This window comes from Sphingobacterium sp., assembly GCF_032065005.1.
In the GTDB taxonomy this organism is placed as follows: Bacteria; Bacteroidota; Bacteroidia; order Sphingobacteriales; family Sphingobacteriaceae; genus Sphingobacterium.
On sequence record NZ_DAMBMM010000009.1, the window covers coordinates 47,892 to 70,128 of the forward strand.

General features: G+C 42.4%; 13 protein-coding genes. 2 read left to right on the plus strand and 11 right to left on the minus strand.

Annotation, left to right across the window (positions count from 1 at the left end):
• Positions 1-156: 156 nt before the first annotated feature.
• The gene (locus tag RT138_RS14360) at positions 157-651 is read left to right on the plus strand and encodes a YdcF family protein (RefSeq protein ID WP_313191239.1); all 495 of its coding nucleotides are present in this window, start codon (positions 157-159) and stop codon (positions 649-651) included.
• A 4-nt stretch (positions 652-655) separates the two neighbouring features.
• Here the strand turns inward: RT138_RS14360 and RT138_RS14365 are convergent, their stop codons facing one another.
• On the minus strand, positions 656-1,696 hold the full coding sequence (locus RT138_RS14365) for a DUF2157 domain-containing protein (protein ID WP_313191240.1): 1,041 nt from the start codon (positions 1,694-1,696) through the stop codon (positions 656-658).
• Between the two features lie 128 nt (positions 1,697-1,824).
• Here RT138_RS14365 and uvrA point away from each other — a divergent pair, with 128 nt between their 5' ends.
• Positions 1,825-4,674 carry an excinuclease ABC subunit UvrA gene (gene uvrA / locus RT138_RS14370; RefSeq protein ID WP_313191241.1) on the plus strand — a complete coding sequence of 950 codons (2,850 nt, stop codon included), beginning with the start codon at positions 1,825-1,827 and terminating at the stop codon, positions 4,672-4,674.
• A 28-nt stretch (positions 4,675-4,702) separates the two neighbouring features.
• Here uvrA and RT138_RS14375 read toward each other — a convergent pair whose 3' ends face one another.
• From RT138_RS14375 to RT138_RS14420, 10 genes are all read right to left on the minus strand, one after another.
• The gene (locus RT138_RS14375; RefSeq protein WP_313191242.1) at positions 4,703-7,405 is read right to left on the minus strand and encodes a M14 family metallopeptidase; all 2,703 of its coding nucleotides are present in this window, start codon (positions 7,403-7,405) and stop codon (positions 4,703-4,705) included.
• Entirely contained in the window at positions 7,402-9,825 is a 2,424-nt protein-coding gene (locus RT138_RS14380; RefSeq protein ID WP_313191243.1) for a S9 family peptidase, read from the minus strand. Before RT138_RS14380 ends, RT138_RS14375 begins: the two co-directional genes overlap by 4 nt.
• Positions 9,803-11,356, minus strand: coding sequence for a S10 family serine carboxypeptidase-like protein (locus tag RT138_RS14385; RefSeq protein ID WP_313191244.1), 1,554 nt, complete (start codon positions 11,354-11,356; stop codon positions 9,803-9,805). The genes RT138_RS14380 and RT138_RS14385 overlap by 23 nt, the downstream gene beginning before the upstream one ends.
• A 12-nt stretch (positions 11,357-11,368) precedes the next feature.
• Complete coding sequence (locus RT138_RS14390) at positions 11,369-12,856, minus strand: RagB/SusD family nutrient uptake outer membrane protein (RefSeq protein ID WP_313191245.1); 1,488 nt, start codon at positions 12,854-12,856, stop codon at positions 11,369-11,371.
• A gap of 22 nt (positions 12,857-12,878) precedes the next feature.
• Positions 12,879-16,151, minus strand: a complete 3,273-nt coding sequence (locus RT138_RS14395) for a TonB-dependent receptor (protein WP_313191246.1) — start codon at positions 16,149-16,151, stop codon at positions 12,879-12,881.
• A 245-nt stretch (positions 16,152-16,396) separates the two neighbouring features.
• On the minus strand, positions 16,397-16,831 hold the full coding sequence (locus RT138_RS14400) for an energy transducer TonB (protein WP_313191247.1): 435 nt from the start codon (positions 16,829-16,831) through the stop codon (positions 16,397-16,399).
• Between the two features lie 54 nt (positions 16,832-16,885).
• Positions 16,886-17,866: a hypothetical protein gene (locus tag RT138_RS14405; RefSeq protein ID WP_313191248.1), complete on the minus strand. Its 981-nt coding sequence runs from the start codon at positions 17,864-17,866 to the stop codon at positions 16,886-16,888.
• Positions 17,867-17,952: 86 nt separating this feature from the next.
• Positions 17,953-18,603 (minus strand): hypothetical protein, encoded by a 651-nt coding sequence (locus RT138_RS14410; RefSeq protein WP_313191249.1) that lies wholly within the window; start codon positions 18,601-18,603, stop codon positions 17,953-17,955.
• An 18-nt stretch (positions 18,604-18,621) separates the two neighbouring features.
• Complete coding sequence (locus tag RT138_RS14415; RefSeq protein ID WP_254526474.1) at positions 18,622-20,733, minus strand: type IA DNA topoisomerase; 2,112 nt, start codon at positions 20,731-20,733, stop codon at positions 18,622-18,624.
• 68 nt (positions 20,734-20,801) lie between these two features.
• On the minus strand, positions 20,802-22,148 hold the full coding sequence (locus tag RT138_RS14420; protein ID WP_313191250.1) for a deoxyguanosinetriphosphate triphosphohydrolase: 1,347 nt from the start codon (positions 22,146-22,148) through the stop codon (positions 20,802-20,804).
• Between the last annotated feature and the right edge of the window lie 89 nt (positions 22,149-22,237).

The window sequence follows — 22,237 nt, forward strand, 5'->3', positions numbered from 1 at the left end:
TTACCGTGGATACAGCAATTCCAATTGTTATAAATTTTTATTATAATTAGAATGTAAAACTAGATTGGTTAATATTTTAAAGTCCAAGAAATAATTATTAAACCCTACTTTATTTATATCCTTTTTTATAGTTTTGAGTAATTAATTCATTTGTTCATGAAAACAATAATCATGGTGTTGGGCGCGCCTAATGACGAGTACGGACACCTTTCGGCTATAGCACTCGATAGGCTATATAGAGCATATGATTTAGCCATCAATAACGACTCTGCTTTGATCTTATGTACGGGTGGTCAAGGCGACCACTTTAATATTACGGACAAACCTCATACATATTATGCTCAAAATTTCCTGAGCCTCAAAGGCATTAATCCTGCTCGGTTTCTGCCAGGGATCCCTTCAAAGAACACCATTGAAGATTTTTCCCTCTCCCGAAAGGCCGTCGAAGAAATAAAACCAGACTTATTGATCATTATCACCTCTGAATTTCACATGGAAAGGGTACAGCTCATTTCTGAAACCTTAATTCCGTCAATCAATAAGTTCTTTGTTTCTGTGGCATCCTCCCTCATGGATTCAGAGTTGAAACCGTTGATCGAACATGAGAAAATTGCAGTGAATTTCTTAAAGGAAAATGGGGTAAAGTATTAATACCTCACTCCTTTTTCTTCCAGATACTTTCGGCCCAACGGCCAACAAACCAAAAGGAAACCGCCAATAACAAAAAGAAAATCGTTCTATTGATATTATCCCATAAATACTCCACAAACCGGGTATACAGATTCAGGATAAAGAATACAAAACCGATATCACGCGAGATATGGTCCTTGGTTTTCATGCCATAGATGGCCAAGCCCAGGGAAATGGCAATCCCTAAAAGTCCCCAGTAAAAAATCTCATACTGTCTGACACTGGACCATTTGTCGAAATCACTATAGTTGCCAAATATGGAAAGCAACCAAAGAGCGATCATGGTATAGAGCAGTCCAACGACAAAAGAAGTGGACCTGAAGACGGCCAATGGCTTTATTTTAGGTTGTAGCAATACCGCAAAGGCAGTCAGGATAATCCCAAAAATGGTAAATCGTAAGGGGTAATTCATCCCCCAGAACTTAAATCCCCAATTGCTATGGTATGCGGTTTCCGTTGCAAACCAAATCCCGAGGGCCACTAAGGTAAAAACCCAAAGCAACTTTGAGGTCAGCTTGACAGAAAGGATTCCGTAAATAATAATGGATAGTAGGAATAGCAGGGTGAAGTGGTTTTCATTCCGGTCCAGGACCTGTCCTAAAAATCCGATGCTAGCCGCTGTGGAAAATGCGCCGGCAAGCATCAAGGTCTCATTTGAAAAGTTCTTTTCCGGGTTTTTCGACTTATTCCGAAAACCTAGGATATAGAACAAAACAGCCAGTCCTGCAAAGCCTAAACAGAATATTACGTTTGGGGTCTCATAAAATTTCTCCACCAAGTCGGACAGATAACCATCAGAAAACAGGGAAACTACGGAGAAGATCAATGAGGCCAAAGCGATCCAGAAGGCATACCTGGCCAACATCCCCCATTCAAAGCCTTTGTCATCCAAATTCCCCTTTAATTCCTCAGATTTTTCCTGCGATATCAACTGCTCTTTTTCCCAATGATGCAATGCCTGTTCTATGATCTCGCGCTCCGATTTATTTATGTCTAGTTTCTTCAAGTTGATGTGCTTTGTAGTTTAAAGGTAATACTTTTCAATAATCCTGCCTAATAGTAGATTAGGGTTGAGCAAATAAAAATCCTTAGCTAAAAATCTGTAACTTTGCATTTTGCTAAAAGGAGAGATTAATGGCCGTAAAAAAAGCAGTAGACCTTGGGGATCAAAGCGAATTAGAAGTATTTGGTGCCCGTGTACACAACCTTAAAAACATCGATGTATCATTTCCAAGAAACCAACTTGTCGTTATCACGGGATTAAGTGGCAGCGGTAAGTCCTCTTTGGCTTTTGATACGATCTATGCCGAAGGACAAAGACGGTATATGGAGACTTTCTCTGCCTACAGCCGCCAATTTTTGGGAGGAATGGAAAGACCGGACGTAGACAAAATCTCTGGCCTGAGTCCCGTTATTTCGATTGAACAAAAAACCACTTCCAAAAACCCAAGATCCACCGTAGGGACCATAACAGAAATATATGACTTCCTGCGATTGCTATATGCAAGGATTGGGGAAGCCTATTCCTATGTGACCGGCAAAAAGATGGAACGCATGTCTGATGACGAAATCACAGACCGTATCCTCAATGAATTCAATGGAGAAGGCATCTATGTTTTAGCTCCTGTGGTGAAGGGCCGTAAAGGTCATTACCGCGAACTTTTTGAACAAATCAGGAAACAGGGCTATACCAAAGTACGTGTGGATGGAGAAATATTGGATATTGCTCCTAAAATGCAGGTTGACCGTTATAAAATCCATGATATCGAGATTGTCGTGGATCGGATCATTGTGGAGCAGGAATCTAGGAAAAGACTCTTTACCTCCATTGGCCAGGCCTTAAAAACGGCTAAAGGGATCATCAAGATTGCCAATAAAGAAAATAAGGAACAATTTTTCAGTCGCTATTTAATGGATGCGGAATCTGGGATTTCCTATGATGAACCGCAACCTAATACATTTTCCTTTAACTCCCCTTATGGAGCCTGTCCTAAATGCGATGGTTTAGGATATATCTATGAAATCGACAAAAAGATCGTTATCCCTGATAGAAGCCAAAGCATACAAAAGGGCGGAATAATCCCATTGGGGCCTGTAAAAGACTCCTGGAACTTTGCGGTACTGAAAGCAGTGGCCAAGAAATATGATTTTTCGCTAACGACACCTATCGACAAGCTATCCGAAGATCTGATCGACAACCTTCTTTTTGGAGAAGAGGAACCGATAAGCTTAACGGTTTCCTACGGTTCATATGGAGCTAGGGAATATAAGGTGCAATTCGCCGGTATCTTCAAGATGTTGGAAGAGATGAGCGCGAAATACAGCGATGATACACAAGGTTTGGATGAATTCCGTACACAGGTTGTTTGTCCGGAATGCCATGGGGCACGCTTGAAAAAAGAATCGCTACATATCAAAGTTGCGGACAAGAATATTTCGGAATTGGCAGAAATGGATATTGTAGCCTTGAATGAATGGTTTGATGGCGTTGAAGACAGGCTTTCTGAAAGACAGAACATCATAGCCACGGAAATCATCAAGGAAATCAAGACCAGGATTGGATTCCTGTTGGATGTAGGCCTGAATTACCTGACCTTAAACCGCAGCTCCAAAAGCTTATCCGGTGGAGAGGCTCAACGGATTCGCCTTGCCACACAGATCGGATCACAATTGGTCAATGTACTTTATATCTTGGACGAACCGAGTATCGGTCTGCACCAACGTGATAATGAACGCTTGATCAATGCCCTTAAAAATCTTCGTGATATCGGTAATTCCATTTTGGTCGTAGAGCATGACAAGGACATGATCCTACATTCGGACTATGTCATCGATATGGGACCGGCAGCTGGTGTTCACGGCGGGAAAGTCGTGGCTCAAGGGACGCCTAAGCAATTGATGAAGGAAAACACCTTGACGACAGATTACCTGAATGGTACCCGAGAAATCAAGATACCTGATGAAAGAAGAAAAGGAAATGGCCATACACTTACTTTAAAGGGCGCTACAGGGCACAACTTAAAGAATGTGAGTATTGATATCCCTTTGGGAGAATTGGTGCTTGTAACGGGTGTATCGGGTTCTGGTAAATCTAGTTTAATCACCAACACCTTATACCCGATATTGAACCACCATTTCTTTAGGGCAAAAGCTAAACCGCTACCTTACGCAAAAATAGAAGGCTTGGAAAACATCGATAAGGTGATTGAAATCGATCAGTCTCCAATCGGTAGGACGCCAAGGTCAAACCCTTCCACTTATACCGGTGTATTCTCCGATATCCGGGCGCTCTACGTACAATTACCAGAGGCCAAGATCAGGGGTTACAAACCGGGACGCTTTTCGTTCAACGTGAAGGGCGGAAGATGTGAAACCTGTCAAGGTGCGGGGATGAAGATCATCGAGATGAACTTTTTGCCTGATGTTCAGGTTCCCTGTGAAACCTGTAACGGAAAGCGCTATAACCGAGAGACTTTAGAGGTGAGATATCGTGGAAAATCCATTTCAGATGTACTGGACATGAGCATTGATGAAGCGGTAACCTTCTTCGAAAATATCCCTTCCATCTATCGGAAAATAAAGACCCTACAGGATGTAGGTCTAGGCTATATTACCTTGGGACAATCTTCGACCACCCTTTCTGGTGGTGAGGCCCAAAGGGTAAAATTGGCAACGGAACTTTCTAAAAAAGATACCGGAAAGACGTTCTATATCCTGGATGAACCGACGACAGGTCTACATTTCGAGGACGTCAATGTATTGCTGGGGGTTATCAATCGTTTGGTTGACCGCGGTAATACGGTTCTGATCATTGAGCATAACCTAGATGTCATCAAAGCGGCCGACTGGGTCATTGATATGGGGCCTGAAGGTGGCAAAAACGGCGGAAAAGTCCTTTTCCAAGGTACACCGGAGGAATTGATCAAACAGAAAAACTCTGAAACGGGAAGATTCCTGAAAATAGAGATGAACTACAATAAATAATAAAAGGGAGCTTTCGCTCCCTTTATTTTTATCGGTATAGTTGATTAAATAACATTTTGAATGTTCCATGGCTTTGTGCCCTGTTGGTGATCTCAGGTCCAATGGCCACTAATTTCCCTTTCCCAATCTTGGATACCAATCCAATATTGACATCCTTTAAATATTGCTGTCCATGCGCCCAGCCACTTAAAAGCGAATGATCTGAGTTAATGGAACCTAATGAATATAGGTTATCCGAATTCTGGAACTTAAAGACCGGACTGTTATTGAACACAATGTTTAGGTCTTTATCCAATCCATAGTTCTCAGGTCTGCTGATATCTGCTTCAGCCTTTAAAATACTGGTAGGAACATAAAACTTCACACTGGACAACTTCACTTTCTTGCCATCCTTGCCCACTTCCGTCAACGGATTTTCAACTGGAAGGTTGAAATGGTAAACCAGTTCTGATGCAGCACCAATAGTCACGATCTGTCCTCCATTTTCTACGAATGTTTTAAGCACAGGGATGGACTTGGCAGCTGTTACTGAACCCAACATGTGTTTATATTGATCCGGAACGATGCTCGCGTCTACCGAACGGCCTGAAGCATTGGAACCAAATGCCGGAATACCCTGACCTACGAACAACAGCACATCATAATCTTTGATGCTACTGTTGTCTATATCTTGTGGATAGAATAATTTGTAGTCAAATCCATATTGCTCCAACATCCATCTTACCCATCCTGAAGGCATGCTACCTCCATAATGGTCAAATAAGCCGATCTTGATGGCTTCAACAGGTTTCAATTGCTTTGGCTTGCTCGAAACCGCTTTGCTTTCCAAGCCTAAGGTAGATCCAAATTCCTTTACCTTAGCTGCTGCTTTTGCATCTACATAGAAATCTTTTGAATCAAGGTCACGGAATACTTTCACGCCAGCTTTCAATAGTTGGTTGATCGCCAAATAAGCATCATTTGCTTTTCCATTGATCAGATATCCACCTTTTGAAGAGGCAACCTCTCTAGCCAATGGGTTCAACAGAACACCTGTTTCTTTTTTCTCTAAAGGCGCATTGAAATCATCATATACTTTATCGTATTTTACGCCCATTTGCATGGCCAAGGTCCAACCTGCTGCATCATACGGACGGATTGGAGGGCCTCCCTCATATTCCACATCGTGTGGGTGATCCTGAGGTTCGAACATGTCCAAAACCTGCGGTCTGAAGGCTTGATTGGTTTTGACAACGATGGATCCCTTTGGATAATTCTTTCCATTTACTCTGAAGTCAGCGTTCGCTTGATAAACATAAACTCCAGATTTGATCAAGGTATTCACAAATTTAACGGCTGTTCCGAAATCTTCTTGATCGGCCGATAGGATGAAAGCTCTTGGGTCGCGTTTGGATTTATCAGCGAAAATTGCATCATAATAGCTTTTAGGGATAGTTTTTGAACGGTAGAAAGTATTGCTTTCTTCTTTCTTCACCTTACCTGCTGCTACATCTGCATCATAGGCTTTCTCAATGGACTCGGCATATTTAGGGTATTTTGTCCAATAATCCTCATTACCTCGGTCAATGGAGTTTTTACCCATCTTGTAGATGTTGTACAATAATTTATCTCCATTACGCGCAGCATAGTCTAGGATGGCGAAGTTCATCGACACGGAATAGTCAATTGATTTCTTGAAATTCCACTTTTGAGGTGCAATAGGGAAAGGCAAGCCATTTCTAGGGATCTGCCTTTCTGCTACCAATGGAATCTCCGAAGGGGTTGGATGGCCTGTAATTTCGGTCAAGATACCGATCATGTTATGGAAATATGGAGCAGTTCTCAATCCTCCATTCCACCAAGTAGAAAATCCAGATTGATCCATGCGGACATAGCCAGGCTTATCTTCTTCATTAAGACGATTGATCATCGCAAATCCAACACCATCAATTCCGGTCACCAATAACGGATCGAACACATGGTTAAATGGGTCGCGATATGGCGGGCCAGCGACAATAGTGCCATCTGGAGAGGTTTGGTGGTGGTTATAGATAATCTGAGGCAACCAATCTACATAGACTACCTTGGCCAGGTTGCTCGCTTCCTTCATGTTGAACATAAAGAAATCGCGGTTATTATCATGGCCTACATATTTCTGGTACAAGGTAGGAATGGACATGTTACGCTTTGACTTGTCCTCATATTGCATATACCAATCTGCCAATAGATCCTGACCGTCTGGATTGACATGCCACATCAGGACCACCACTTTATCCAGGTAGTTGTTGATTTCAGCATCATTACGGTTGGTCAATTGATAGAAGGTTTCAATTAATTGATGCGATCCAACCATCTCATTGGAGTGCATACCTCCATCAATCCATACCACAGGTTTTCCTGCTAGGGAAAGTTCCTTCGCTTCGGCTTCAGTGATTCCTTCGGCACGACCTAGGGTTTGGGATATCTTACGGTATTTTTCGATATTTTTCAGGTTCTCAGGGGAAGAGATAATGATCAGGTGCTGTTTCCTGCCCTCTTCTGTTAGTCCCCCGTCCTGTATAAGTACTCTGTTGGATTCCTTGGCAACTTTTAGAAAATAGCTTTCCATCTGTTTGTAGTTGGCAAGCATATAATCATCACCGATATTGAATCCAAAATGTGTTTTCGGATTGGTAACCTGTTGCGCCGTTCCATAGTTGAACTGCCCAATCAATAAGGCTACCAGAATCGATTTTATGGTATTCTTAATCATTTTTTGTTGTTTTTTACATATTTCTCTAGCCATTGATGTTGTTCCCAGAAGGTATGGAGGACGCCTTCCCTACTTCTGTAACCATGGAACTCCTTCGGCAACATCACCAAGCGCACGATTCCGCCATGCCCTTTAATCGCTGCATAAAGGCGCTCGCTCTGTATAGGGAATGTTCCTGAGTTCTCATCGTCCATTCCATGGGTCATCAATAACGGTCTCTTGATCTGTGGTGCATAGGTAAATGGCGACATGGCATCATAGGTGTCTTTGGCCTGCCAATAGGTCCTTGCCTCACCTTGGAATCCAAATGGAGTCAGGGTCCTGTTATAGGCTCCACTTCTGGCTATACCAGCGGCAAACAGATCGGTATGTGCCAATAGATTGGCCGTCATAAAAGCTCCGTAAGAGTGGCCTCCAACCCCAATTCTGTTGCGGTCAGCCACACCTAATCCTACAATATGGTCTATCAATGCACTAGCATTGTCCTTGATCTGCTCAACAAAGGTGTCGTTAGGTTCCGAAATCCCTTCACCAACGATTGGCATATCAGCTTGATCCACGACTGCGTATCCTTGGGTCACCCAGTAAACCGGAGAACGGAAGGCCAAGCGCGGGAACCTATTTGGTGATCCTTTTACCTGTCCGGCAGCCTCTTTGGTCTTAAATTCACGCGGGTATGCCCATACCAAAACAGGTAATGGCGCATCGCCTTTTTTGAAATCCGCAGGTACATATAGCGTTCCTGAAAGGTTCAATCCGTCTTTTCTTGGGTAAGACAATAAGGTTTTCTGAACATTTGCGATACTTGGGTATGGATCTGCAAAGTTTGTAATCTTTGTTTCCTTCTTGTTTTTGATATTTACCGAATAGACATTGGGAGCATCTTTTGCGGACTCCCTGGAGACATATAGCACTCCGGTATTGTTGAAGAAGATCGGCTCTTCATAATATCCACGTTTAGATTTGTACAAGGTATCCTGTTTACCATTCTGAACATTCCATTTCATCAGAAATGGGCGATCTCCTTCTGGAGAAGCTCCTAATCCTTGCGTGAAAACAGAACCTTTCCCATCTGTCAGCAACTGACCTTTTTCATTTTTCACAAAGCTTCCTGGATCGGTATAGGTATCCTCAGACTTGCGGGTTGAAAGCACTTTGACTACCTGATTGGTCTTCGGGTTGATTAATGTCAGTTTAGAGGAACGGTCCTTGCGCCAGTTTTCTGAAACGATAGCCACTCCATCTCCCCATTGGATATCCCTAACACGATAGGTACCTGAGAATATCTTATTTGATGATGAAAGATCAAATGGTGCAGCGATTTCAAATAATTCATCACGGACCTCGGTCTTCATATTAGGGTCGCCTTTATCTAATGCCTTCACATAAACCAATGAAGCATCCTTATCTTTTCGCCATTCGAAATCTCGAGGGCCTTCCAATACCGCATCAAATGAAATCGGCATTTTATCGGCTAATGGGATGGTATAGATATCTTTTACTTTAGAACCAGTTGAAGAATAAACGGTCACTTCTGCCGGAAACAGGTAGATGGGCACCAAGTAAGAATAGGGCTTAACGACCTTTTCCGTCAGGATATATTTCCCATCTGGAGAATAGGAAACAGATTTAAATATGCCCTTTATGCCGATAGGTTTGGCATTTCCCTGAAGATCGACTTCGATAAGGTCTGAAGTCAGATAATATTCCATTAGGGTTTCATCGTATCCATTTGCCAATAGGTTCTGATAGGTTCTTGAAGGGGTGATGCCGCCAAGGTTTTCCTGCACTACAGGACCTGTAGGCACTGGATTTTGGACAGGAACCGATCCTCTTGAGGCGTTCACTTGCTGGGCAAGCAAAGCTGTTCCATCTCCATTCCATTGAAAGGTACTTCCGTAGGTATCATTGACCTTACTCAACAGCTTTTTAGCTGTTTTACTGTTCAGGTCGGCAAGCCATAGTTCCGTATCATCTAATGATTTATTCAAGAAGGCAAATACACCAGGTTTGGATGACCATTTTACATCGGCAATCTGCAAGTCCTGAGGCAGCCCTTGGATGCTGAACTCTGAGCCATTGCTCAAATCACGAATCTTCAGGCCTTTGAATGTCCCCAGATTCTCTGCTACAGTGGTATTGCTAATGGGATTGATTCTCAATCCGGCAACACCTAACACAGGTTGTGAAGCTTGAATAATGGTTTGAAAACCTGGAACTTCCAGTACCAACATATACCTTCCATCTGGACTGAACTCCTCCATAGGTATCTGTGGAGCATCCACAAGATCAACGATGGATTGAGGAGGTAATTGATACTTGATTGCCTCTTGCGCATGGGTCATGGTTGAACCCGCCAAGAAAGCAATGAAAAATCCTGCTTTCAAATAATTTCGGTTAGTTTTTCTTGTAAAATTCATCTGCATCTTTATTTAGCTGTACCATGCAATCCTTCGGCATGTACACCATGTGCCCTGCCTCGTAATAGGTAAATGATACTTTCGATTTCTGTTCTGGCCTTAAATTCATATGTTTCATAACATACTCAGCAGCATGATAAGGCGTTGCCAAATCATAATAACCACCAATTACCCAAACCTTTAGGTCAGGGTTCTTAGCCATGGCTTGCCTCAATAGCTCTGAAGCATTTAAATATTTATTCTGAACATTATTGTAGTTCCATGGGGATACCCCACCGGAAAAATCATAAGGTAGTTCATTCTTGAATTTAAGTTCGGTCCTAATATAATGATTCATTGCCGAAGAAAAGGTACCTGCTGTATTTCCTGCTGGATCAAATTCGAAACGATCGCCCGAATCATCATAGTCTCGACCGATAGCACGGCTATCAAGCCTTCCCACCGTCAAACCTTCATCGCGCCTCAATTCTTTACAGAATTTATGGATATTGATCCTTAGGTTGGTTTCTTTGATATAGGCTTTGCTCAAACCGGTATACCTAGCCAATTTAGTCGCGATCTGATCATATTCTTGCTCTGTTAAGTCAGTTCCCTTGTTCAGTGCCAGGATATATTCGTTGTTTGCAAATTTCTCAACTTCATCCAGTATTGCTCTTAGGTTGCTCTGCAAGCTAGGTTCTAATTGTTTATGGTAATAGGCTGTTGCAGTATAGGTCGGCAAAAACAGATGATAAGGAAGGTCATTCCCGATCTCAAACCTTGCCGTCTGCATATTCAATATAGAACTCAACATGATGACTCCATCAAAATACATGCTGTATCGGTTCTGTAGATACTGAACCAAACCGGCTGCCCTCGGCGTACCATAGCTTTCGCCCATGATATACTTCTTGGAATTCCAGCGTTCATTCTTTGTGACATACAACCTGATGAAGTCGGCTACCGACTGAACATCCTCGACAAATCCATGGAATTGCTTGGGATCTTCGCCTTTTACCGCCCGGCTGTATCCCGTTGAGATCGGGTCAATGAACACCAGATCTGTCTTGTCCAACCAGGTCTCCGGATTATCTCCGTAGCTATATGGATAAACGGCATCTCCAGCTTCGGTCAAATTAGGCCGCTTAGGTCCCATAAATCCCATATTAACCCAAACAGAGGCCGAACCTGGGCCTCCATTGAATGCAAAAGTAACCGGACGGTCTTTCCGGTTGGTTGCAACATACGCGATAAAGAATACATTCCCTTTGGGATTGCCGTCTTCATCTTTCAACTGTATATAGCCTGACTGGGCTTTATACTCAATACTACCAGACCTCAGTTTGGCTACATGCTTGGTTTCTACCACTTCAGGAATGATGGCTGAATTGTTAGATACTACTGACGTATCAAGTTTCAATGTTTCGATGGCCTTGTTTTTACTGTATTGCGGCCCCCTTGGGATTACGGGCGCTAAACTCTGCGCCCATAGATCTCCAAAGATGAACATGAAAGCTATGAAACTAATCGTCTTAATTTTATAATCATTCATACATTATTTATTTTAGTTATTATCCATTAAATTATTCAATATCAATTCATTACTTGGAATCGGTAGAATATAAGCAGGATCATCGGTCGGCACGGCAGCAATGGCATGCTGTGATTTCGCTGGAATGGATAATCCCAATCGCATCAAGTCACCATTACGGATTCCCTCGCCTAGGAATTCAATCCTACGTTCTTCGATGATTCTATTTAAATATGCGGTTACATTGGCAAATGCCCCTGCCGTCAGGGAAGCCCCTTGATTTGACCGGCCATATACTGCGTTCAATAAGGCTAATGAGCGGGCATCTATGGTATTGGAGGATCTAGCCAAAGCCTCCGAAAGGTTCAACAAAACTTCAGAATATCGGATTACTGGTACATAATCGATATAAGGAGATGCTTGATTAAACTTCGTTAACCATGCTTTCCCAGTCTTTGTTCCTGTTTTGGTCAATTTCCTACGGGCATCAGTACCCAACCATTCCGCTGACGCATAGATTCCTTCCACTTTATTCAAGGAATATTCACCTGCTCCATTACTGGTAGATGTACCGCCGTCACCTGTGCCTGGCAAATAATATCTGGACAGGGCACTTCCGGGAGCATCATTATTTGTAAATGGCATTGAAAAAATCGACTCCGCAGAAGTGTAAGGAGACTTAAAGAGATCTTCAAAATTACCTTCCAATTTATTGGCTACCCCAGTCCCTGCACTGAAGGGTGCTGAAGCAGGAACAATCTTATTTGCTTCAGCGATTACCTTAGGATAATCTCTCATGCTCAGGTAAACTCTCGTTTTTAGAGCAATGGCGGTGTTTTTATGAGCTCTGGTGGTATTCAGGAACGCAGAGGTATAATTTGCTGGCAGGTTTTGTTCAGCAAAATCCAAGTCAGCCAATACTTGTTTATAAGTTTCTGCAACAGTACTTCGCTCCAAATCATAGTTCCCCGGTCCTGTATTTCCTTTCAAACGGAGAGGAAGTCCCGGTTTACTACCATTACCATCCCAATACGGCCTTGCATAAAATTGCAAAAGATAATAATAGGTCATCCCGCGGATCAGTCGTGCCTCTGCACGGTAGCTATTTGCTGTGGCAGCATCCAATACCGCATCACCACCATTATCTAAGCCATCCAAGAAAACGTTCAATTTGTTGATTGCCGCATAGGTCGCCACCCAAATATCATTGACATCGGAGGTTGTGGTCTGAGGCAACATGGAATACATGGTGGCACCTGTAGCAGCATTCATGTTGCTACAGTGAAATTCACCCGTCCTGACATCAGAAATCAATATGTACCAACTCCCTAGGTAGCTTGAAGCCTTCATGCTTGCATACAAGCCATTAACTTGACTCAGGATACGCTCTGGCGTACTAAACGCGGTAACATCGGTGATCAATGTTTTGGGTTGTGGATTCAACCACTCTTCTTTCCTACAACTGCTAAATAATAAGGTCAGTCCAGTTGCACATAATATGATAGATTTACTCGATTTCATTGTGATAAGTTTTTAATTGTCCTTAAAATCCAACGTTTAATCCAAATGTGAATGTTCTTGCATTTGGAGCTTGGTTCTTGTCAATACCTTGTCTGATTGCATTGTTACCATTGGTAGTAACATCTGGGTCATACCCAGTGTACTTGGTCCATAATGCTAGGTTTTGGCCACTGACATACACACGAATGTTATTCAGCTTCATTTTGCTCACCAAAGTATTTGGTATGCTGTATGAAAGCATCACATTCTTTAAGCGCAAGTAATCTGTCGAAGAAATATTATGTATTAAAGGCAATGTATTACCATTGGACACATTATCATTATTTACGACCCTTGGAATATCGGTCTGGTCTCCTGGATTCTGCCATCTACGCATCATATCCGCGGAATTGTTCCAGAACCTTAGGTCACGCATTGTTCCTTGGTTACCATTCATCATATAGCCGCCCAATTGGTAGGTCAATAGCACTGTCAGGTCAACACCTTTATAGTTAAAGCTGTTGGTCCATCCTCCAAACAGCTTAGGAGCAGTTGGCTTATATGGTTTTGCATCATCCGACGGAGTGATAGCTCTAGCTCTGGTTCCATCCTCATATTCCCATTGGTATTTGACAGCATTGATCCCTGAAACATTCTGTTGATAGAATACTTTCTTGCCATCGCCATCAATGAAGATCCTTCTACCTGTCTCAGGGTCCACACCAGCAGTTTCAATCGCATAGAGCATACCGGCAGGTTGTCCAGGTAAAGTAATCGTCATACCATCCAAAGAACCTGAAATGATACTCGGTACACCATTCGCCAATGTCAATACTTCATTATGATTGGTAGTAAGGTTAAATGAACTATTCCATCTGAAATCCTCCTTACGGACTGGAGCACCTCCAATGGTAAATTCAAAACCTCTGTTGTACATCTCACCTACGTTCTGCAAAATACTGTTTGAGGTACCATTAGGAATACCTACTGAAGGAGGTAGTGGCACCGCGAAGATCAAACCGTCGATAGAGTTTTTATAATAACCGATCTCCCCAGTGATGGCTGAATTGAATAAGGCAAAATCCAAGCCTACATCAAATTTCTTACTGGTTTCCCATTTAAGGTCAGGGTTTCCAGTTACCGAATAGGTTAAACCCGGTTGACCTCCATATAAGGTAGCAGAATAAGTATTGATCGCTCCAAAGTCTCCAAGTCCACCCACATTACCCACTTTACCATAACTGCTTCTCAACTTAAAGGCATTGATCTTTTGTCCCCATGAACTTGCAGACCAAAAAGCTTCCTTAGCGATGTCCCATCCACCGGAAACTCCCCAGAAGGTACCTTTCTTATTGTTCAGTCCTAAAGCAGAATATTCATCCTGTCTTAAGTTGGCAGTAAAGAAGTATTTCTTCTGATAGTCATATTGCAAACGGGAAAACAAAGAGAACAGATAGTTATTGATTTCTTGGTTATCAGTTCTATAGTCAAAAACGTTTTGCCATCCTCCCTGTATATTGGTGTAGTATGGGTCGGTCTGTCCAGTTCGCTGCAAACCAAACATAGAACCTGTAGTTCTTTGTTGTTCTTGACCTAACAATAGGTTGAAGCTATGCTTATCATAGTTACGATCGAATGTCAAGGTATTTGTCCACACCCAACGCTGACGTTTCGAACTCACACTACTTGCAGAACCGTTGCTAGCTAACCCTTCCCCAGAAAGTGGTGAATAATAATTGTTATAATCTACGTTTCTATAATCGATTCCGTAAACAGATTTATAGGTAATCCATTTCAGGGGTTTAATCTGCACATAAGCATTGGATTGCACATTATTTCCTGTATTATTCGAATAATTGTTCAGCAATGAAATCACTGGGTTGTAGAAACCTAGTCTGGATTGATTCAAATGCCCTGTATTGTCCATTAATCCCAAGAAACCATTTGAAGTCACGTTAAAGCTTCCGTCATTGTTATATGGACCGATGATAGGCGCTGAAATCAAAGCCAATCGTGCCATCGCACCAGAAGATGAAGAAGACTGAAAACCACCTTGGCCACCTGCACCGGTAGACATTGCCGCCAGGTTGTTTTCATTGACATAGTTCAACTTAACGCCCAACTTTAACCAATCGGTAGTCGTATTGTCAATATTGAACATCGCTGACTTTCTATTGAAACCATTTTTCTGGAAGATACCCTCTTGATCGGTATAGGCTGCAGAACCAAAATAATTGGTTTTTTCGGTTGCTCCAGAAATATTGATGTTATGAGAATGGGAAGTTCCAGTTTGATAGATGTAATCATACCAGCGGGTGTCAATGGTATTTCCATTGGCATCCTTACTCAACCCGTAAAAGTTTTTAGTGTCATTAAAGGTTCCGTCGTTCCTTAATGCTTCGTTCTTGATTTCCACATATTGGGCAGCATTCAACAACTCCGGCAAACGGTTAGCGGTGGTATAACCCAACCAACCTTCATAATTAACTTTGGCAGAACCTCTTTTCCCTTTTTTAGTGGTGATAAAAACCACTCCATTGGCAGCTCGCGAACCGTAAATACTGGTTGCAGCAGCATCCTTAGCGATATCTATACTCTCAATATCGGCTGGGTTGATTGCAGATAATGGATTGGAGGCCGCATAACTTGGTCCTGAATCGTCATTATCATTGAAGGCTGGAACCCCATCGATCACGACCAAAGGATATGTACTTAATGATAAGGAGTTCGTTCCCCTAATCTTGAAAACTGGAGCTTGATTCAGAACACCTGAACTGGTATTTACCTGAACCCCAGATGACCTTCCGGCCAAGGAAGCATCAAAACTCTGAACGGGCAAGTTCCCCACATCGTCCCCCTTTACAGATGTTAAACTTCCGGTCGTCTCCTTACGGCTTTGCGTTCCATAACCGATTACAACGACCTCGTCCAACTCTTCATTGGACTCTGTCATCGTCAAATTGATTGGATTGGAATTCAATACGGCATGCTCAATAGAGCTGTACCCCATTGAAGTCACTACCAAAACTGAGTTTTTTGGAACCCGGAAAGTGAAATTTCCATTGGCATCTGTTGATGTACTGATGCTTTTGCCCTTAATGGTAATGGATACCCCAGCGATGGGAGCACCATTTTTGTCAGTAATTTTCCCCTTAATTTCAATTTCTTCCTGAAAAGAAATTACATCGCTATTTATTCGCGCAAATGTATGCTCTGGATACACAAATAACGACAGGCATGTAAAGCCCATTAATGTCCATTTACTGGTAAACAGCAATGGTTTTGTCCAATTTTTTGGACAAGTGGTTAGTTTCATAATTGAAATAATTTAGGTGCTAATTTTCATGATAGATTAATTCTAGAGAAGAATTAGCCATCAAATTGGAGGTCTTTTCATATGCAGTAATTTCATAATTTGGTTTGTCAAATTTAATATTTATTAAAAAATTACCAATAAAATAAATGACAAAGTGCAATAATTAATGTAAAGATGCTTTTACAGTAATTTAACTATTACTACAATATTATTATTAGGAATATGCTAATAAGTTTTAGCTAGGATTAGTATTCATCAAGGATCGCAACGATCGGCTGCCTAATCCGAGTGCGGACTGGCTTATCATCCTTTATGGCTGCTTTCCATTTCGGAGATTTCTTGATGAGACGCATGGTTTCTCGCGCAAATGAAGGACTGATTTTGGACTTGTTGACGATGTCTATATCGCATAACTCTCCATCCTCACAGACTGTAAACTCCAAGATGGCAGTCTGACGGAGACCATACTTCACATATTCTGTGCTGTCCATGTCCCTGAATACTCCGGAAAGGTTTAAGTTATTTTCCAAAAAGCGTTGCCATCCTATAGCTCCGCCAACAAACTGAGGGATAACATCCACTTCCCGAACGACACTGCTGTCCACAACCACTTCATTTTGGGCCTTTAAACTCCCAAAACCAGAAAGGAATAGGATAACGATCGTGAGAAATGTCTTCATAAGAATCTTAAAATCAATACCTAAAAGATATGAAAAATTCAAGAATAACAGAAATTACTTTGCTAGATCAATATCGGAAAGAAACTCACCTTGATCATCCGTAATAAAGCTCATAGGATTCTCAGGGTCCTTGATGATTTCAAAAAGGGTATAGCCCCAGGGTTTCCAAAAACTTTCCAATACCTGTCCATAGGTTTTAGCCGTCCATTGATCAAAAATAGGCTTGAGGGTCCAATCATTCAAGGGCATTGGCTCCACGAAAACCTTCTCTGGAACTTCCATATAGGTATATTCGGGCAACCTGTTAAATAAATAAGCAGAATAGAAAAAACGAGCACAGATCTCTTCAAATTGAACAGGGTGCAAAACCATCCCCTTTATTTTTGCCAAAACCTCATCATGATAGATTTCATGCACACCATTATCTTGCATGGTCGCTATGATGGCAAAATCCTTCATACGGATCGAAAAGATCAAGGTATTGATCTCATCACGGTACATAAAGGTTTCAGGGGTACTGTCAACAGGGAACACCAAAATGGTAAAGGGGTTTTTATGTTCAAACTCCATCGGGGTGATCAGAGATTGCAACATAAAATGCAGGTTCTTGAACTTATGAACCAATGCTTGGGAAAAATTCAACTGCTCTCCGGAAAGGAAAGCCTGCCTAATCCCAACCTGGATCTCGTTAAACACCACACCGTACAGGATTTTCCCAACCCATTGAAAAAGGGTCAGCTGATCCAGCTCTTTTAAAGCCGTATAGCCAATGTTCACTGCATCCTCAACCTTTTTCTCTACCTCTGCAATGACTGCCGCCACTTCAGCCGAACATGGCAATTGCAACTGCTTGTAAGTCACCAAACTCTCATCCAACAACTTAAACGGCTTATCTTCCAAATCAAAGATGCGCATCATCCAGACAGGGAATACCTGAATCTTTTCATCTTCCGACTCCAATGCTTTTCCTGACAAGAAGCAAGTTTTGTTATCAAATTTAAAATCCAAAAAGGGATTATAGAGTTTATTTGCCATAAGCTGCAAAGGTAACACAAAACTCATAGATGGAAAACCATGCTGCTACAATTGACCGCAACATGACTTTGAGGAAATCAGCACAATTAAAGGAGAAAATTTCGAATGGGAAAATTGAGTTCAGCAGCTTTATTCCAAACCATAAAATGCCCGCCCCCTTTTACCCGAATGCTATAGTCTACATTCTGGATTGGAATCAATCGATCTTTGTCACCATGGATATGCAGACAGTTCACAGGAACATGACTGTTCTCCCAATTGACGATTTTGTCCACGGCCCATTTCTGAAAGTCCGGATCTGAATCAGCCAACATCGTATCAAACAGGAATTGCTCTTCATCTGACTTCAGTCCAAAGAGCCAATACAGAACTTTGGAATTCGCAAATCTCGATTGGTTTCCAGAAAACAATTTGTGCAGGGAAAGGAATTTGGAAACGCCCAAGACCTTCGGTAATTCATCCTTGGTCTTCGCAGATGAAATTAAAATGGTTTTCTTGAAATCATAGTATTTTGAGAGCTCAGCAATGCACATTCCACCAAAAGAAAGTCCCAGTACATTTGCTCCCTGTTTGGGAATCTGATAATGCTCGGCAAGCCTGAACACATAACTTTCCAATGCTTCTGCAGGTCTTGGTTTTAACCAGTCCACATAAACCACCTGCATCCCTGAAAAATCAAGTTTTTCAAAGACCCGACGATCTGCACCTAAACCAGAGAAAACATAGATAGTGTCCATCTATCTAAGTTAAGGAAATCAACCAATATTTACTTTAAAGTTTTCGAAAAGCAAGGGCGCGGAAACAACCTGCCCATCCTGTCCCTTCAGCCCTTTTAATACCGAAGTTTTCCCTTTCTCCAACAGGTTCTTCATCTCCTTTTCATCGAGGAAAACACCATTTAGCGTACGCCAAATCTTAAAGTCACATCCCCTCGCATAATGGTCACACTGGGCAACCTTATCATACAGTTGCACCTGACCAGGCTTACATTTAGGGCATTTGATCTTTCCTTTTTGCAAAGGTTTCAGTTCCTCATGGGCAATGGCTACACGCAGTTGCAAAAGCTCTTTCGTGATCTTCTCCGTATAATCTTTGATATGTTTCATGAACACGTCATAGCTCACCTTGTTCGCTCGCATTTCTTCCAGCTTCTGTTCCCATTTACCAGTCAGGGTAACTTTCGCAATGGAGCGATCCTTGATCAGGAAATAAACCGAAAGACCTTTCTCCGTAGGGATCAATTTTTTCTTGTCCCTTTTGATATAATCCCGTTGAAACAAGGTCTCGATGGTTGCAGCACGGGTTGCAGGCGTACCCAAACCACAGTCTTTCATAGCTTGGCGCATTTCTTCATCCTCGATTTCCTTGCCCGATGTTTCCATCGCTTTCAACAAAGAGGCTTCCGTATGGATAGGTCTGGCCTTGGTAAATCGCTCAGCCAACTCCAAGGTCAATACTTCAAGCATTTCCTCTATGCTCAATTTTGGTAATTGCGCATTTTCATTGTCTTGGTCATCCGTGTTCTTATCCTCATCTGGCAATTCAACCTGATCTGCAGATAATCGCCAACCATATTGCCTGATCACGGTTCCCTTGGCAATCAATTCTACCCCTGCAGCGTCTATTGTCACCGTGGTGATATCCTTTAGACAGACCTCCGAGAAACTTTCTACCATACGTTTAGCAATCATATTGTAGATGTTCTGCTGGTCCATAGGCATTGGTCCCGGTTTTTCATCGGTTACCAATAACGCATGGTGATCCGTCACCTTTTTATCATCTACCGACCGCTTGTTCAGCTTGGCGCCTATCAAGTTCTTACTGATGACGGCAATCTGTTCCTGTGCGGTATCCGCTAAATGCTGGAAGAGTTCCTCAATTTTCTCAAAAACATCTTCACCGATATATCTGGAACCCGTCCGTGGATAGGTAATCACTTTTTTCTCGTATAGAGTCTGGGCAATACTCAAGGTTTGGTCGGCCGAATAGCCGTATTTCTTATTGGCATCCTGCTGAAGGGAAGTCAAATCAAACAACAGTGGTGGTTGTTCCTTCGTTTCCTTGGCCTCTACATTCTTGACCATCGCCTGCATCCCAACCTGTAGTTTGGCAACAGTTTCTTCGGCCACTTCCTTTTTATCGATTTTATTCGAGGTAGCTTTAAACTGAATGCCCTCTTTTTCAAAACCAGCCTGAATTTTATAGAAAGCCTGTGGCTTAAAATCTTTGTTCTCCAGATATCGCGAACAGATCATCGCAAGGGTTGGGGTCTGCACCCTTCCTAAAGATAGGAGCCCTCTATTCCCTGCAGCTAATGTCAATGCTTGGGTTGCATTGATCCCGATCAACCAATCCGATTCGGACCTTGACCTTGCCGACATATATAAACTGTCGTATTCTACACCCTCCTTCAGGTTGGCAAAACCTTCTTTGATGGCCTTATCCGTCTGCGAGGAAATCCACAGCCTTTTAAAAGGCACATTGGACCTCAAGTAATAATAGATATTCCTGAAAATCAATTCTCCTTCTCGCCCAGCATCCGTTGCCACGATGATCTCTTCGGCTTGGGCCAACAAAGCCTTGATGGTATTCAACTGCTTCAAGGCACCCAAATCATCCATTTGCTTGCCATCTCTCTTGACTTTCTTCACCTCCAGGGCAAATTGCTCGGGAATGATCGGCAAGTTGGAAATGGACCAGTTATGGAAGCCATAGGCTTGCGGAGTACACAGTTGCACCAAATGGCCAAATGCATAAGTAAAGGCATAGCCATTCCCCGAAATATATCCATCCTTAACCTCTTTCGCGCCCATCACCCTGGCCAAATCTCTCGCTACAGAAGGTTTTTCAGCTATTACTACTTTCATTCAATACTTTATATTGGCCTTCAATCGAAAGCCATATCACATCTTAAATCTAACGAAAAATGAAATTATTATTCCAAGGAAGCTATAGAAATCCCTTGGATCTTACGGTACAGTTCCACTGCATATACATCCGTCATCCCGGAAACAAAATCAAGGACTGCACGGATCTTGGAATAGGTGTCATCCTTATCCGTATGGAACTGCTCAGGAATCATCGCCACCAACTTTTTGTCAAACATGGATTTGTTAGACTTCAGGTAGGCTGGCACAAACTCTTCCAATAAGGCATTCATCACCTTAAAACCTGCGATTTCAATCTGGACAACCGTCGGTGCATTGTAAATACGTGCAACGGAAATCTTGGAGATTACCTTCATATGCTGCACGATTTCCGGATCCAAGGCATCCATCAGGGGTTTCTCAAAAGTACCCTTCAAGAATTGCTCTTGGTTTTCCACAAAAACCTTTGCACATGCCCAAATCAGGGTATTGATAGCTTTTGCCCTCAATAATGAAACCCGACTTGCGGTATCGGCCAGTGAATCCAATCTCTCCCTTAAGTCTTCCCCAGCACAAAGCGGCAGGAGCAATTCCTCCACTTCCTTGTACGAAAGAATCTTCAGGTGATGGGCATCCTCCAGGTCAATGATATTATAACAGATATCATCAGCTGCCTCAACCAGATAAACCAATGGATGGCGCAAATAGCCATTCGGATTTGAAGGATCCCTTTCCAATCCTAATTCCGAGGCAATCTTTTCAAAACTCGCTTTTTCAGAATCGAAAAAGCCATATTTCTTTCTATGGTGAGAGCCTTTCACATGTCCATCAATTGCTAAACATGGGTATTTAACGATGGAAGCCAAGCTGGTATAGGTCAGGGCAAATCCCTTGGGGTCTTTCCCATTGAATGCATGGGTCAAAATCCGCAAGGCATTGGCATTTCCTTCAAAATGAATCAAATCTTCCCACTGCTCCTTGCTGACCATCTCTTTGTACTTCTGCCCTTTCCCTTCGGTAAAGAAGGTGGAAATAGCAGCTTCCCCAGAGTGTCCAAATGCAGGGTTCCCTAAATCATGCGACAGACATGCTGCCGACACAATATTCCCTACCTCCTGCAAAAAAGGTGCTTCATCATCAATATTGGGATTCTCCTGTTTCAGCATGTTGTAAAACAAACGTCCTAAGGATCTTCCGACCGATGCAACCTCCAAACTATGGGTCAAGCGGTTATGAACAAAAACAGCTCCCGGCAAAGGGAATACCTGCGTCTTGTTCTGAAGCCTACGAAATGGTGAAGAAAAGATCAAACGATCATAATCCCGCTGAAATTCAGAACGAGCATCAAATTGATCATTGTTCGCACGACTTTCATAGCCCCAGCGCTTTGCCGATATCAGTTGTTTCCAATTCATGTAAAATCTCAGATTTTGAATGGCAAATATACCATTTTAAAAATTTCAAGGACCCTATGTAGATGGATTAGTCCTCAATTATTACAGCC